Origin of the sequence: Streptomyces sp. NPDC005266 (genome assembly GCF_040607655.1) — a bacterium.
Taxonomy (GTDB): domain Bacteria; phylum Actinomycetota; class Actinomycetes; order Streptomycetales; family Streptomycetaceae; genus Streptomyces.
In genome coordinates this window covers 673930-688197 of the sequence record NZ_JBEXHC010000001.1, presented here as the reverse complement: position 1 = coordinate 688197, position 14268 = coordinate 673930, and the positions used below count along the sequence as shown (strand labels likewise).

Annotated in this window: 12 protein-coding genes and 2 pseudogenes; 10 read left to right on the top strand and 4 right to left on the bottom strand. The window is 72.4% G+C overall.

What is annotated here, in order from left to right; translation table 11 throughout:
• The first annotated feature begins 148 nt into the window (after window positions 1-148).
• From ABZU99_RS03155 to ABZU99_RS03120, 8 genes and pseudogenes are all read left to right on the top strand, one after another.
• The gene (locus ABZU99_RS03155) at window positions 149-718 is read left to right on the top strand and encodes a TetR/AcrR family transcriptional regulator (RefSeq protein WP_355944983.1); all 570 of its coding nucleotides are present in this window, start codon (window positions 149-151) and stop codon (window positions 716-718) included.
• Between the two features lie 123 nt (window positions 719-841).
• A complete protein-coding gene (locus ABZU99_RS03150; RefSeq protein ID WP_356044009.1) occupies window positions 842-3094 on the top strand; it encodes an MMPL family transporter in 2253 nt (750 codons plus the stop codon).
• A 152-nt stretch (window positions 3095-3246) separates the two neighbouring features.
• Window positions 3247-3948, top strand: a pseudogene (locus ABZU99_RS03145) (energy-coupling factor ABC transporter permease); the annotation flags it as partial.
• Between the two features lie 579 nt (window positions 3949-4527).
• A pseudogene (locus ABZU99_RS03140) lies at window positions 4528-4872 on the top strand (PDGLE domain-containing protein); the annotation flags it as partial.
• A 2-nt stretch (window positions 4873-4874) separates the two neighbouring features.
• Complete coding sequence (gene cbiQ / locus ABZU99_RS03135) at window positions 4875-5639, top strand: cobalt ECF transporter T component CbiQ (RefSeq protein WP_356044012.1); 765 nt, start codon at window positions 4875-4877, stop codon at window positions 5637-5639.
• On the top strand, window positions 5624-6430 hold the full coding sequence (locus ABZU99_RS03130) for an ABC transporter ATP-binding protein (RefSeq protein ID WP_356044014.1): 807 nt from the start codon (window positions 5624-5626) through the stop codon (window positions 6428-6430). The genes cbiQ and ABZU99_RS03130 overlap by 16 nt, the downstream gene beginning before the upstream one ends.
• A gap of 88 nt (window positions 6431-6518) precedes the next feature.
• Window positions 6519-7745 (top strand): serine hydrolase domain-containing protein, encoded by a 1227-nt coding sequence (locus tag ABZU99_RS03125; protein WP_356044017.1) that lies wholly within the window; start codon window positions 6519-6521, stop codon window positions 7743-7745.
• 938 nt (window positions 7746-8683) lie between these two features.
• Window positions 8684-9484: an SDR family NAD(P)-dependent oxidoreductase gene (locus tag ABZU99_RS03120; protein ID WP_356044020.1), complete on the top strand. Its 801-nt coding sequence runs from the start codon at window positions 8684-8686 to the stop codon at window positions 9482-9484.
• A gap of 18 nt (window positions 9485-9502) precedes the next feature.
• Here ABZU99_RS03120 and ABZU99_RS03115 read toward each other — a convergent pair whose 3' ends face one another.
• Together ABZU99_RS03115 and ABZU99_RS03110 are read right to left on the bottom strand one after the other, a co-directional pair.
• Window positions 9503-9970 carry a VOC family protein gene (locus tag ABZU99_RS03115; protein WP_356044023.1) on the bottom strand — a complete coding sequence of 156 codons (468 nt, stop codon included), beginning with the start codon at window positions 9968-9970 and terminating at the stop codon, window positions 9503-9505.
• Window positions 9971-10132: 162 nt separating this feature from the next.
• A complete protein-coding gene (locus tag ABZU99_RS03110; protein ID WP_356044026.1) occupies window positions 10133-11467 on the bottom strand; it encodes a tetratricopeptide repeat protein in 1335 nt (444 codons plus the stop codon).
• A 427-nt stretch (window positions 11468-11894) separates the two neighbouring features.
• Between ABZU99_RS03110 and ABZU99_RS03105 the strand changes: the two genes are divergently transcribed.
• Both ABZU99_RS03105 and ABZU99_RS03100 read left to right on the top strand, forming a co-directional pair.
• On the top strand, window positions 11895-12233 hold the full coding sequence (locus tag ABZU99_RS03105) for a hypothetical protein (protein WP_356044029.1): 339 nt from the start codon (window positions 11895-11897) through the stop codon (window positions 12231-12233).
• On the top strand, window positions 12230-12502 hold the full coding sequence (locus tag ABZU99_RS03100; protein WP_356044032.1) for a hypothetical protein: 273 nt from the start codon (window positions 12230-12232) through the stop codon (window positions 12500-12502). Before ABZU99_RS03105 ends, ABZU99_RS03100 begins: the two co-directional genes overlap by 4 nt.
• Before the next feature lie 244 nt (window positions 12503-12746).
• Here ABZU99_RS03100 and ABZU99_RS03095 read toward each other — a convergent pair whose 3' ends face one another.
• Both ABZU99_RS03095 and ABZU99_RS03090 read right to left on the bottom strand, forming a co-directional pair.
• Window positions 12747-13661, bottom strand: coding sequence for a DMT family transporter (locus ABZU99_RS03095; RefSeq protein WP_356044035.1), 915 nt, complete (start codon window positions 13659-13661; stop codon window positions 12747-12749).
• Window positions 13658-14164 carry a YbaK/EbsC family protein gene (locus ABZU99_RS03090; protein ID WP_356044037.1) on the bottom strand — a complete coding sequence of 169 codons (507 nt, stop codon included), beginning with the start codon at window positions 14162-14164 and terminating at the stop codon, window positions 13658-13660. Before ABZU99_RS03090 ends, ABZU99_RS03095 begins: the two co-directional genes overlap by 4 nt.
• Between the last annotated feature and the right edge of the window lie 104 nt (window positions 14165-14268).

Below are 14268 nucleotides of genomic sequence, written 5' to 3'. Positions count from 1 at the left end.
TCGGTTCTGTGACCGACACCACCAGCGAAACGTGGCAGTTTCGATACGGCCGGACGTATGCTGGACGAGTACGAAACCGTTTCGTTCGGAGGGAGGGCGCGGTATGCAAGCGACGGACCACAGGACAGAAGACCGGCCCACTGCCCAGGTGCGCCGTACACGGCTCTCCGCCGAGCGTGAGCGGGAGTTGTACGAGGCCGTCCTCGAGCTTCTGGGAGAGGTCGGCTACGAGGCACTGACGATGGATGCCATCGCGGCGCGCACGCACTCCAGCAAGGCCACGCTCTACCGCCAGTGGAAGAGCAAGCCCCAGCTGGTCGCCACCGCGCTGCGGCACACCAAGCCCGTCTCGCTGGAGGAGATCGACACCGGATCGCTCCGCAGCGATCTGTACGAGATCGTGCGGTGCTCCGACAGCGCCCGGGAGCGGGATGCCGCGCTCATGAGGGGGCTCGCCCAGGCCGTCCATGACAACGAGGACCTCCAGGAGGCCCTGCGGGAGCTGGTGTTCTATCCCGAGATCGCCGCGCTCAACGCGCTGCTGGGCCGCGCCGTCGACCGGGGCGAGATCGCCCCGGATTCGCCCGCCCTCGGCTATGTCCCGCACATGATGTGCGGCGCGTATGTCGCCCGGCCGCTGATCGAGTCCCAGGAGCCGGACCTCGCGTATCTCCAGGAATACATCGACGCCGTGATTCTCCCCGCTCTCGGCGCATAACCCTTCCCCCCTCAGTACCCGCACCACCACAACCCCATAAAGGCCCCCGATCGGCGCGCCGCTCTCGTCGCCGGTCAGGTTCCCCCCTGCCAGTGACACCTACTCGACGGGAGCACTCTCCTCGTGGCCACGTTCCTCTATAAACTCGGCCGGTTCGCCTTTCGGCGCCGCCGCTTCGTCGCCCTGATCTGGGTGGCGCTGCTGGCGGTCGCGGGCGTCGGCGCCGCCACCGCATCGCCGCCCGCCAACGACAGCTTCTCCATCCCGGGCACGGAGGCCCAAAAGGCATTCGACCTGCTGGAACAGCGCTTCCCTGGCGGTAACGCCGACGGCGCGACCGCCCGTGTGGTCTTCCGCGCCCCGGGCGGCGAGAAGATGACCGACCCGGACAACAAGGCCGTGGTCAACAAGACCGTCGCCGACCTCAAGGCCGGCTCTCCGCAGGTCGCCTCGGTCGCCGACCCGTACAAGTCCGAGGCCGTCAGCAAGGACGGCTCCACGGCGTACATCCTGACCAGCTACAAGGTCAACGCCCTGGAGCTGAAGGACGCCGCCAAGGACGGCCTGAAAGAAGCGGGAGAGAAGGCCCGGAAGTCGGGCCTGACGGTGGAGATCGGCGGTGACGCGCTGCAGGAGATGCCGGAGACCGGCTCCACCGAGATCATCGGTATCGCGATCTCCGCGGTCGTGCTCGCCATCACCTTCGGCTCGCTGGTCGCCGCCGGGCTGCCCCTGCTCACCGCGCTCATCGGCGTCGGCATCGGCATCTCCTCGATCACCGCCCTCGCCACCACCCTCGGGCTCTCCTCCACCACCTCGACGCTGGCGATGATGATCGGCCTCGCGGTCGGCATCGACTACGCGCTCTTCATCGTCTCCCGCTACCGCGCCGAGATCGCCGAGGGCCGGGACCGGGAGGAAGCCGCCGGGCGTGCCGTGGGCACCGCGGGCTCCGCGGTCGTCTTCGCCGGTCTCACCGTCGTCATCGCGCTGGTCGGCCTCGCCGTCGTCAACATCCCCATGCTGTCCAAGATGGGCTTCGCCGCCGCCGGCACGGTCGTCATCGCCGTCCTCATCGCCATCAGCCTCATCCCCGCGCTGCTGGGCTTCGTCGGCAAGCGGGTCTACGGGCGCAAGGCGCGCCGCCGGATGGAGGAGCGGGCCTCTGCCTCGGGCAGCTCGGGCGCCTCGGGCGCCTCCGCCTCCGAGGAGAAGCCCAATCTGGGCACCCGCTGGGCACGGTTCGTCCTGCGCCGCCCGGTGGCGGTGCTGCTGCTGGCCGTGGTCGGCCTCGGCGCGGCCGCCGTCCCCGCGCTCAGCCTGGAACTCGGTCTCCCGGACGACGGCTCACAGCCGGTCAGCAGCCAGAAGCGCAAGGCGTACGACATGATCTCCGAGGGCTTCGGCCCCGGCTACAACGGGCCCTTGATGGTGGCCGGCGACGCCAAGGGCAGCGACGACCCCAAGGCCGCCGTGGAGAAGGTCCGCAAGACCATCGCCGGTCTGGACGGCGTCGCCGGGGTGGGCCCGGCCGTCTTCAACAAGGCCGGTGACGCCGCGGTGATCAATGTCGTGCCGAAGTACAAGCCGAGCAGCGTCGACACCGAGAAGGTCGTCTCCGACATCCGGGATCACGCGGGCTCGTTCAAGTCCGACACCGGCGCCGAGGTCCTGGTCACCGGCCAGACGGCGATGAACATCGACATCTCGCAGAAGCTGAACGACGCGCTGATGCCGTATCTGGCCCTCGTCGTCGGACTGGCCTTCCTGCTGCTGACGGTCGTCTTCCGCTCCATACTCGTCCCGCTCAAGGCGGCGCTCGGCTTCCTGCTGTCCGTCGTCGCGGCGCTGGGCGCGGTCGTCGCGGTCTTCCAGTGGGGCTGGGCGGCAAGCCTGTTCAACGTCGAGGAGACCGGCCCGATCATGAGCATGATGCCGATCTTCATGATCGGTGTGGTCTTCGGTCTGGCCATGGACTACGAGGTCTTCCTGGTCACCCGGATGCGCGAGGCATACGTCCACGGCGAGCGACCCGGCCAGGCCGTCGTCACCGGCTTCCGGCACGGCGCCCGCGTCGTCACCGCCGCCGCGGTCATCATGATCAGCGTCTTCGCGGGCTTCATCGGCTCGTCCGAGTCCATGGTGAAGATGATCGGCTTCGGCCTCGCCACCGCCGTCCTCTTCGACGCCTTCGTGGTCCGCATGGCCATCGTCCCGGCGGTGCTGGCGCTCCTCGGAAAGTCGGCATGGTGGCTGCCGCGCTGGCTGGACAAGGCCCTGCCGAACGTCGACGTGGAGGGCGAGGGGCTGCGCAAGCAGCTCGAGTCGGACTCCCCGGCGCGGACGGAGCAGGACGCGGAGCTGACGCGGGTCTAGCCTCCGGCGGCTCGGATCGGACCGATGGCGGCCTTCTCCCGGGAAGGCCGCCATCGGTGTTTCCGTTTCGCGGTGTCAACGCTCTTGCGAACCATTTGCAGGTAGGCGCTACCATCGTGCGGATACCCGCAGCTCAGGAGCGGAGCTTCGCCATGCATGTACCCGATGGATTCATCGACGCGCCGGTCTCGGTGGCGACCGGTGCGGTCGCTGCTGTCGCCGTCGCGGTCAGCCTGCGCGGCGCCCGGAACGAGCTGGCCGACACGGCGGGCGCGGGCGGGAGCGGTGGCGGCGAGCGCACCGCGCCGCTGGCCGGTCTCGTCGCGGCCTTCATCTTCGCCGTCCAGATGCTGAACTTCCCCGTCGCCGCCGGGACCAGCGGGCATCTGCTGGGCGGCGCGCTGGCCGCGATACTCGTCGGCCCTTGTACGGGGGTGCTGTGCGTCTCGGTCGTCCTGCTGATGCAGGGCGTCCTCTTCGCCGACGGCGGCCTCACCGCGCTCGGTGTCAACATCACCGACATGGCCGTGGTCACCACGGTCGTGGCGTACGGGATCTTCCGCGCCCTGCTGAAGCTGGCGCCGCGCCGGCGGCGGACGGTCACCGTCGCGTCCTTCGTGGCGGCCCTCGTCTCCGTACCGGCCGCGGCGGTGGCCTTCACCGCGCTCTACGCGCTTGGCGGGACGACTGACGTGCCGATCGGCAAGGTCTTCACGGCGATGGTCGGCGTCCATGTGCTGATCGGCATCGGCGAGGCGGCCATCACGGCACTGACGGTCGGCGCGGTCATGGCGGTCCGCCCGGACCTGGTTCACGGCGCGCGTGATGTGGCGGCCCGCGCCCTGGAAATCCGCCCCAGCCCCCTGACGACCCCGGCCCCGGCCGGGGCTGTCGCCGCGCGGTCGGCCGAGGCCGAAGCCGTACCGGCCGCGGCGGGCGGCACCGATGCGGCGCCCGCCGATGCGGCGCCCGCCGACGCCCCGGCCGTTGGGCGGCCTGTGGTTGGTGAGGCCGGAGCGCGTGCCGAGGCGACGGCCGAGCCCGCCGCCTCGGCGCACGTTGCCGGTTCGGACGGGGCGGCGCGGTCGGATGGGGCGGCAGCGGGTGCGAAGGGCGCCTCCGCTGCCGAGTCCGCCGCCGGGGCGCGCGTCGCGGCGCCCGTGGCCGAAAAGGGCACCTCTGCGGCGGGTGGCCGGGCCGCCGAGCCGGTTGCCACGGGCGCGGGTGCCGCCGCCACGCCCAGCGGGTTGGCGGACCGCGCGCCGGCCGCCGCCGAGGCGGCACCGGCCGTCGGCGGCGCCGGCGAGAGGGCTCACGCGGCGGGTGACGGCCGGGCCGCCGAGCGGGTCGCGGCGGCCCAGGCCGCAACGGGACCTGCGGCGGCGGGTCCGGCGGCGGGCGATCCTGCCGCTGCGGGCGGCCCCGGAGGGGCCGTGCCGGTGGCGCCCCGCCGGTCCGCGCGCCGCGTATGGCTGGCCGGGCTCGCTGCCACCCTGCTCTGCGCCGGGGTGGTCAGCTTCTACGCGTCCGCCAGCCCGGACGGGCTGGAGAAGGTCGCCCACGACAAGGGCATCGACAAGAAGACCGAGGACCACGCCGCCAAGGACTCACCGCTCGCCGACTACGGCGTAAAGGACGTCTCCGACGCCCGGCTCTCCGGCGGGCTCGCCGGAGTGATCGGGGTGGGGGCGACGCTCACCGTCGGGTCCGGGGTGTTCGTCCTCGTACGGCGACGCAAGACGGCGGCGGCGGAAGACCGCTCCGAGAGCAGGGTCTGACGATGGGCGCGGGCCACGCTCACACGCTCTACCGGGAGGGCCGGTCACCGGTGCACGCCCTGCCGCCGCACTGCAAGATCGCCGCCGTCTTCTGCTTCGTGCTGGTCGTGGTCTCGTCGCCTCGCGAGGCCGTCTGGGCCTTCGCCCTGTACGCGGTGCTGCTGGCGGGCGTGGCGGCGGTGGCCCGGATTCCGGCGGGGTATCTGCTGCGGCGGCTGCTGGTGGAGATCCCGTTCGTGGCGTTCGCCGTGCTGATGCCGTTCGTCGCGCAGGGCCCGCGCGTGGAGGTGCTGGGCATGTCTCTCAGCCAGTCGGGGCTGTGGAGCGCCTGGAACATCCTGGTCAAGGGCACGCTGGGCGTCGCCGCGTCCGTACTTCTGGCGTCCACGACGGAGCTGCGTGCCCTGCTGCTGGGGCTGCAGCGGCTGCGGATGTCTCCGCTGCTGGTACAGATCGCCTCATTCATGATCCGCTACGGGGACGTCATCTCCGATGAGATGCGCCGGATGAGGATCGCGCGCCGTTCGCGCGGCTTCGAGGCGCGGGGGGTGCGTCACTGGGGCGTGCTGGCCAAGTCGGCGGGGGCGCTGTTCATCCGGTCGTACGAGCGGGGCGAGCGGGTCCACCTCGCGATGGTCAGCCGTGGTTATACGGGCAGTATGCCGGTGATCGACGATGTGACGGCGTCCCGGGCCCAGTGGACGTACGCCGCCGCCCTCCCGCTGGCCGCGCTGGCGGTCTGCCTGACCGGATGGATGACCCTGTGACCACCCCGACCACGCCGAGCGCCCCTTCCACCCCGTCCACGCCGCCCTCCCTTCAGGTGTCCGGCCTGGCCTACGCCTACCCGGACGGCCACCAGGCCCTCTTCGGCGTCGATCTGACCGTGGCCCGCGGTGAGCGCGTCGCCCTGCTCGGTCCCAACGGGGCGGGCAAGACGACTTTGGTCCTGCATCTCAACGGCATCCTGGAGGCGGGCGCCGGGTCGGTCACGGTCGCGGGGCTGCCCGTGTCCAAGCGGAATCTGGCCGAAATTCGCCGCCGCGTCGGCATCGTCTTCCAGGACCCGGACGACCAGCTGTTCATGCCGACCGTGCGCGAGGACGTCGCCTTCGGCCCGGCGGCGGCCGGGCTGCGCGGCGCGGAGCTGGAGGAGCGGATCCAGCGGGCCCTGGAGCGGGTCGGCATGGCGGAGTTCGCCGACCGGCCGCCCCACCATCTCTCCTTCGGGCAGCGGCGCCGGGTGGCCGTCGCGACCGTGCTGGCCATGGAGCCGGAGATCCTGGTCCTGGACGAGCCCTCCTCCAACCTCGACCCGGCCTCGCGCCGCGAACTGGCCGACATCCTGCGGTCCTTGGACGTCACCGTGCTGATGGTCACGCACGACCTGCCGTACGCGCTGGAGCTGTGCCCGCGCTCGGTGGTGCTCAGCGGCGGCGTGATCGCGGCGGACGGCACCACCCAGGAACTGCTGTGTGACGAGCGGCTGATGCGCGAGCACCGGCTGGAGCTGCCCTTCGGCCTCGACCCCCGTTCGGTGACGGTCCCGGTTCGGTGACGGTCCCGGTCCGGTGACGCCCCCGGTCCGGCCCTCCCGCCGGGGACGTTGCACCATAAGGAGGCACAGCACACACGCGCGGGTCGGCATGGCAGGAGTCGGATCAGTGGTGGACGTCCAGGGCACGGTGGCCGACGGTTTCGAACCGGTCCGGGACGCTTTCGCGGAGAACTTCGCCCGCCGCGGCGAGCGCGGCGCGGCCGTCGTCCTCTACAAGGAGGGCGAAAAGGTCCTGGATCTGTGGGGCGGTACGAAGGATCCGGCCGCCGGCGAGGACGGCGAGCCCTGGGCCCAGGACACCGCCCAGGTCGTCCGGTCCGTCACCAAGGGCGTCGCGGCCGCCGTGCCCCTGCTGCTCCACCAGCGCGGCCAGCTGGACCTGGACGGCCGGGTCGGCACGTACTGGCCGGAGTTCAAGGAGAACGGCAAGGAGCGGGTGCTCGTACGCCATCTGCTCGCGCACCGCGCCGGGGTGCCCGTCCTCGACACCCCACTGAGCCCGGCCGAAGCCGTCGACGGCATATCCGGGCCGCGGGCCGTCGCCGCCCAGCGGCCCGTATGGGAGCCCGGCACGGCGCACGGGTACCACGCCCAGACCTACAGCTGGCTGCTGAGCGAGCTGGTGCGGCGGGTGACCGGGCGGACCATCGGGCGCTGGATCGCCGAGGAGATCGCCGGTCCGCTCGGGCTCGACCTGTGGCTCGGACTTCCGGAGGAACAGCTGGGCCGGGTCGGCCGGATCGAGGCGGTGGAGGCCCCCGCCGCGCCCGCCGCCCCAGGGCTGCGGCTGCGCCCCAAGCGGTCGGTGGCCGAGGCATACCAGGATCCCGAGTCGATGACCCGGCGCGCGTTCGCCGCGATCAGCCCGACACCGGACGAGAACGACCCCGCGTATCTCGCCGCCGAGCTGCCCGCCTCGGGCGGCGTCGCGACCGCCGACGCGCTGGCCCGCTTCTACGCGGCGCTGATCGGCCCCCTGCCGTCGGCCCGTACGGCCCGCTCGGGCGGGCGGCTCTTCGCGCCGGCGACGCTCACCATGGCCCGTACGGAAGAGTCCGCCGGGCCGGACCAGGTGCTGGTCGTCGGCACCCGCTTCGGGCTCGGCTACATGCTGCACGGCCCGGCCTGCCCGCTGCTCGGCCCCGGCTCCTTCGGCCACCCGGGGCGCGGCGGCTCGCTCGCCTTCGCCGACCCGGAGGCGCGGATCGGCTTCGGCTACGTCACCAACGGCATGCAGCGGGGCGTCACCGCGGACCCGCGCGCGCAGGCCCTGGTGCGCGCGGTGCGCAAGAGCCTGCCGGCGCGGGAGACGTAGCCGCCGGCGCCGGCAGGCCGCCCGGCGTCTGCGGCTCGCGTCCCTGCCGCCCGGTGTCTGCCGCCGGCCGCGTGGCCGGGTGCCCGTTGCTTGGCCCCGCCCGCCCGGCGTCCGCCGCTTGAGGCCGCCGCTCGGCGTCTTCCCGCCGGCCCGCCGCGCGGCCGCTGCCTGCCGCTTGGCCCGGTGCCCGGCGCTTGGCCCGGTGCCCGGCGCTTGGCCCCGCCCGCCCGGCGTCCGCCGCTTGAGCCCGCCGCTCGGCGTCTTCCCCCGGCCCGCCGCGCGGCCGCTGCCTGCCGCCTGGCCCGCTGCCTGCCGCCTGGCCCGGTGCCTGCCGCCTGGCCCGGTGCCCGGCGCTTGGCCCCCGGCGCCTGGCCCCGCCTGCCGCCCGGTGCCCGCCGCGCGGCCGCTGCCTGCCGCCTGGCCTCGCCTGCCGCCTGGCCCGGTGCCCGGTGCTTGGCCCCGCCTGCTGCCTGGCCCCGCCTGCCGCCCGGTGCCCGGCGCCCGGGCCTGCCTGCCGCCTGGCCTCGGCGCCCGGCCCCGCCTGCTGCCTGGCCCCGCCTGCCGCCCGGTGCCCGGCGCCCGGGCCTGCCTGCCGCCTGGCCTCGGCGTCCGGCCCCGCCTGCCGCCTGGCCCTGGTGCCCGGGCCTGCCTGCGACGCCGCTGCGGGCCGTACCTCACCAGTCCCCGCGCGGCAGCACCCAGTACCCAGTACCCAGCACCCAGTACCCAGCACCCTCTGCCGTTGGCGGTGCCCCGGCTGCCCCGGGGCACCGCGCCGGGCCCCGCGGACCGAGCCACGACGAACCGCCGGACTGGACCTGGAAGCTGGGCGGCCCCGTCAGTCGCGGGGGACTGCGCGCCGTTGAGCGCGGGCAGTGTTACCGGCGGGGCGTCCGCCGCCCGACGTGGCGGACCCGGCGACGACGGGAGGGCACACGGTGCGGAGGTTCGAGGGCTACGCGGTCATGCTCACCGGCGCGGGACGCGGTATCGGCGAGGCGACCGCCCGCCGGTTCGCCGCCGAGGGGGCGCGAGTGCTCGTCACCGACCTGGACGGCGAACGGGCCGCGAAGACGGCCGTCTCGATACGGGCCGACGGCGGCGAGGCCGAGTCGCTGGCCTGCGACGTCGCCGAACGGGCAGACGCCGAGGCGGCCGTGGCGCACGCCGTACGGAGCTTCGGCAGGCTCGACGTGCTGGTCAACAACGCCCATTCCTGCAACCGTGACACCCCGCTGTTCGAGGACCAGCCCGACGACGAGTGGCACCAGGACCTCGACATCACCCTCGGCGGCGCCTTCCGCTGCGCCCGCGCCGCGCTCCCGCATCTGGCCGCCGCGGACGGCCGTGGCGCGATCGTCAACGTCGGCTCGGTCAACGGCGAACAGGACTTCGGCAACCACGCCTACAGCGCCGCCAAGGCCGGCCTGGCCGGCCTCACCCGCACCCTCGCCGGTCACGCCGCCCCGCGCGGCGTCCGGGTCAACCTCGTCGTCCCGGGCACCATCCGCACCCCCGGCTGGGACGGCCGTGAGGACACCCTGCGCCGCGCCGCGTCCGTCTATCCGCTGGGCCGGGTCGGCGAGCCGACCGATATCGCCGCCGCCATCACCTTCCTGGCCTCATCCGACGCCGCGTGGATCACCGGCGTCACGCTCCCGGTCGACGGCGGCCTGCTGACGAGCAATCTCGGCCTGCGCCGCGCCTTCGGCCATCGGGCGGCCTCGGAGGAGGCGTAGCCGTAGGCGCCTGCGGAGTCAGGCGCCGGCGCCGGGGAGCGTCTGGGAGAGCTCGATCATGTTGCCCCACGGGTCGCGGAAGAAGGCCAAGCGGCGGCCGATGGCCTCGATCTCGAAGGGCTCACCGACCAGATCGACCCGACGGCGCCCCAGCTCCGCTCGGGCCCGGTCGAGGTCGTCGACGCTCAGACACACATGGTGGTAGCCGCCGCGCCGAAGGCTGACATCCAGGTCATCGAGGACCGGATTGGGGGAGGGGACCGGCCCGGCCAGCAGTTCGAGATGGAAGCCGTCGTCACTGGGCGGGCACAGGTAGGCCAGCCTCAACTCGCCGTAGGGCCACTCCCGCACCACGCGGAAGTCGAGCTTCTCGGTGTACCAGACCTTGGCCCCCTCGTAGTCCGGCACGCGGATGGCGACGTGGTGACCGCGGAACGAGGCGAACGGGCTGGCGGGGTTCTTCGGCGGGTTGGCGGGCATGGGCATGGCGGTTCTCCTGACGACGCGCCGTGGAGACCTGGGCCGACGGTTCACGGCCTCGGTCCGGCCGGGGGTAGGCCGTGCGCTCAGTCAACGCCGTCGGAACCCGCCCTTCCACAACTGACACCCTCGGCCGGACCGGGTCCCGGCATCAACCCGTATGCAGCATCACGCCTCAAGCGAGGTTTCCGCCCCGCTCGCCACGTGGGTCACCTGCTCCCGAAACTCCTCGGACAGGGGCTCACGGGGGTAGCGCTGATTCAGTTCGTCGGTGAGTTCTCCGGCCACCATCAACAGGGAGGGGAGGGACTTCCGAGGGGCTTTCAGGGCACGTCCCGCAACCGACACGGCCCGTTCCAACTCACCGGAGCGGGCGGCGGCGACGCCAAGGGTGAGCCGGGCCTCCGCCACGCGCATGGGCGAGACTTCGGTGCCGTCCGGAGCGGTCCCCAGGCGTACGACTTCCTGTGCGTGAACGGCTGCCCGTTCGTCGTCGCCGAGCAGCCGATACGCATCCATCTCGTAGAAGTCCCACTTATCGGGGTCGATCACGAAGTGGTGCTCGCGGTGCTCCGGTCGGGGGAGCCGTTCGAGGCGGGCGCGTCCGGCGTCGAGGGTGGCGCGAACTTGGTGTGCGTCGCCCATCCGGGCGTACGCCTTGGCGCTCTGGGCGTAGAGCTGTACTCCGATGCTGTGTGTCGAGTCGGACTGGTGACCCGCGTCGACGCAATCGATCACGTCCGCGTACCGCCCCTGGGTCAGGGCGAACCATGCGCCGAGCTCCCATGACCATGCCCTGATCTCGCCGTGTCCCGCTTCCTGGCCGATGCGGAGAGCCGCGGCACGGCTCAGCTCGGCGGCCTGGCGTTGCCCCATGTCGTATTCGAGGCAACCGCCGAGCAGGAACAACCAGCCTGCGCAAACCAGGAGTTCGCGGTGTTGGCTCAGTGTGGTGCGGCCTTGCAGCGCGCCGGTGACATGGCGAATTCCCGCACGTGTCTCGTGGTGGAGTTGATCGGCGGGCATTGAGGGATAGGCGCGGCACAACTGGTCGATCGCCTGCACGATCATTTCCAGATCCGTCGGGCCGAGATCCGTAGCGTGCGTGCGGCCTGCCAATTCAGCGACCTCCCACAGCGCGGGCTCTGGGGTCAGCATGCCCGATGTGCTGGGTCGCCTCAACGCGGGGCTGGTCACACTCGACGCGGAGGACGCTTCCCAGGGGCGCGGGGCCAACCCCATCATTCCGCCAGGAATCCGCAGGGCGTCCGCGATCTCTTCGATTTTGGCGAGGGACGTGATCCGAGCGTCGCCGCGTGCGATGGTGCCCACGCGTTCCGACTTGATGCCACACGCTTCGCCAAGCTGGTTGTAACTGATGCCGCCCCACTTGCGGGCGAGCCGAAAAACCGTGCCGAAATCTCGCTCCGCGAGAGCGCCACGCACGTCGTCCCGTTCGAGTACACGGGGCGGTAATGCGGTTGGCGGTGTCACGTACTGCATCTCCTGAAGCCCCCGGCGCTCGACGGAATGCAAGGTGATTTTTGGTGTCGACTCTACCCATCGTGGGTCTACCCATCATGGGGTAACGCACGGGCCACACGAACGGCGACGCTGGGCGATCACGAAGACCCCCGCGACGGGTGGGCCGCCCGGGGGCGTGGTCAACGCTGCAAAGGAGCGTCAACGTGCGGAAGGCTACCGCTCGGTTCGTGGAATGGCTGTTACGGCTGTTGGTGCCTGTGCTGGGGCGCCACCAGGACGCTGACGTCGGGCAAGGCGTCCAATGTGTCGGTACGCCAACCGTTCCCCGGCCGCGTGTCTGTCCGAGGTCCATCCGGCCGTCAGGGGGCGAGTCTGCCGAGGGGCATCGGGAGGATCGCCCTCGCGCGGTGCTGGTGTGTGCTCCGCACGGGATGGTGGTGATCCGGTGAGTACGCAACAACCGCGATTGCTGCCCTGGTCAGGAGCAACTGGCAAGCCGTGCTACCTGGTGTCGGACGAGGACGGCACGGGGCCTATTTGGAGGCTCGCCGATGAGCTGGAAGCAGTACAGCTCCGCATGGGTGCTCAACTTCTCGGCCATGCGCGCGAGCTGCTGGGCAACGACAAGGCGGAAGCCGGAGAGCTCCGCTACCTCTGCAATCGACTGGTCGAGGCGCTACGGGACGCACTTCGGGTCGCGGAGAGCCGCGGCAGGCGGATGGCCGTGCCGGCCGACGACGAGTCGAACGAGGGCCCTTCGCTGGCGGATGAGGTGTTCGCATGAGCCCGGATCAAGGCAAGACGCCCGACCGCTGGCAGGCGGCCTTGGCGCCAGAGCGGGGTCTACCCCGCGAAGGCGACGGCCACCTCAAGCTGCCGCTTCGGCTCGTCTGCCCCGGGTCTGTTGCTCGTGCCTCGCTGGTGCTGACGGTCGTGGAAGCGGAGCAACTGCACGCCGCCCTGTGCTACGCCCTCGACGGCGCACCCGTCCCTGACGGCGCACCCCCGTGCCGAGACCGGGCCCGCTACCGCGGTGGTCGGGACCGCTACTGAGGCCGACTGGCTCCGCCAGGACAACCGAATGGCGCAACACCGGACCACCGTCGTCTGGACGGCTCCCGGAGTGGTGCGGTTGGGGATCGATCACGATGCTTTGTATATACGGCGCCGTGGACCGGGCCGCCGAGCTCCGAGAGCTCGGCGGGGAGCCGCCGGGCGAACGTGGCGCGGCGGAGCTCAGAGGCGCTGGGCGTTGGTGCCATGCCGCGCTGAGCGCACGCCGGCGGCCCGGGCGGCGTCAACCCGCGTGCAGCATCAGGCCGATGCCCGCCGCCATCAGGCCCGCCGCGGCGATCCTGGGGCCGCCGAAGCGTTCTTTGAAGAAGAGTGCCCCGATGGCCGCGCCCACGATGATGGACGACTCGCGGAGGGCGGCGATCGGGGCGAGGGGGGCTCGGGTCTGGGCCCAGAGGACGAGGCCGTACGCGAAGACCGAGAGCACCCCGCCGAGCAGGCCGCGGCGGGCGATCGGGCGGAGTTGGGTGAGGAGGGTGCGGCGGCGGGTGGCGAGGGCGTAGGCGGGGACGGCGAAGCCTTCCAGGATCATCAGCCAGGCGATGTAGCCGAGAGGGGTGCCGGAGGCGCGGACGCCCAGGCCGTCGACGACGGTGTACGCGGCGATGGACAGCCCGGTGGCGATCGCGGCGGTGAGCGCGAGCCAGGGCGGGCCGTCGGTGGTCTGTGAGCCGGGCGGTCCGCCGGTGGGCTCCGGAGCGGACGCGTCGGCCCGGGGCCTGCGCGAGCTCCGGACGCCCCACAGGGCCACGCCTACGAGCCCCGCCGAGGCCAGGGCGATGCCCGCCGCCTGCCAGCCGTCCGGGGTCTCGCCGACGAAGACCGCCCCGAGGACGGTGACCACCAGCGGCGCGGTGCCGCGGGCGATGGGGTACATCTGGCCGAAGTCGCCGAGGTGGAACGAGCGCATCAGCAGCACGTAGTAGACGACGTGGATGACGGCCGAGGCCAGCAGATACGGCCAGGCGCCCGCCGCCGGCAGGGCGGTGAACGGGGCCAAGGCCAGTCCGCACAGCGCTCCGCCGCCGCCCACCAGGGTGAAGGCGAGGAGCTGGTCCCGGATGCCGTGCGCGATCGCGTTCCAACTGGCGTGGGTGATGGCCGCGATGAGCACCGCGAACGTGACGAGCGGGGTCACGCGATCCGCTCGCGCGCATCCACCGGCTCGCGCACATCCACCAGGGTGCCCTCGGCGTGCGCGATCAGCGCCTCGGGGGCCAGCGGGAAGACGGTGTACGGGGTGCCGGCCGCGGCCCAGACGGTGTCGTGGGCGAGCAGGCCCCGGTCGGCGAGGACCCGGGTGCGGACGCGGTGGCCGAAGGGCGGGACGCCGCCGATGGCGTAGCCGGTGGTCTCCCGTACCAGCGCCGCGGTGGCCCGCCGGACGGCCTGGGCGCCCAGTTCGCGGCGTACGAGCTCGACGTCGACCCGGGAGGCGCCGTCCATCAGGACCAGCACCGGCTGCCCGTCCGCCTCGAAGACGAGGGACTTGACGATCTGGCTCAGCTCACAGCCGATGGCGGCCGCTGCCTCGGCGGCGGTGCGGGTGGCGTCGGGGAAGCGGCGTACCTCGACGTCCAGACCGAGTTCGCGGAGGGCGTCGGCGAAGCGGGGGTGGGCTGCGGTCTCCGGGGTGGCCATGGGGGGACGCTACCCGGAGCCGTGTGAGCCACGCGAGTGCATTCGGGCGTGAGCCGGAATGCCGTCCGCTCCGGGCTGGTTGGCAGCGAAGAGGAGCCCGTCCG

Excerpts from the sequence above, each read along its gene's own strand:
- ABZU99_RS03115 (WP_356044023.1), bottom strand. The coding sequence starts at position 9,970 with ATGCCCATGCCCGCCAACCCGCCGAAGAACCCCGCCAGCCCGTTCGCC.
- ABZU99_RS03130 (WP_356044014.1), top strand. The coding sequence starts at position 5,624 with ATGGATGACCCTGTGACCACCCCGACCACGCCGAGCGCCCCTTCCACC.
- ABZU99_RS03090 (WP_356044037.1), bottom strand. The coding sequence starts at position 14,164 with ATGGCCACCCCGGAGACCGCAGCCCACCCCCGCTTCGCCGACGCCCTC.
- ABZU99_RS03110 (WP_356044026.1), bottom strand. The coding sequence starts at position 11,467 with ATGCAGTACGTGACACCGCCAACCGCATTACCGCCCCGTGTACTCGAA.
- cbiQ (WP_356044012.1), top strand. The coding sequence starts at position 4,875 with ATGGGCGCGGGCCACGCTCACACGCTCTACCGGGAGGGCCGGTCACCG.
- ABZU99_RS03125 (WP_356044017.1), top strand. The coding sequence starts at position 6,519 with ATGGCAGGAGTCGGATCAGTGGTGGACGTCCAGGGCACGGTGGCCGAC.
- ABZU99_RS03100 (WP_356044032.1), top strand. The coding sequence starts at position 12,230 with ATGAGCCCGGATCAAGGCAAGACGCCCGACCGCTGGCAGGCGGCCTTG.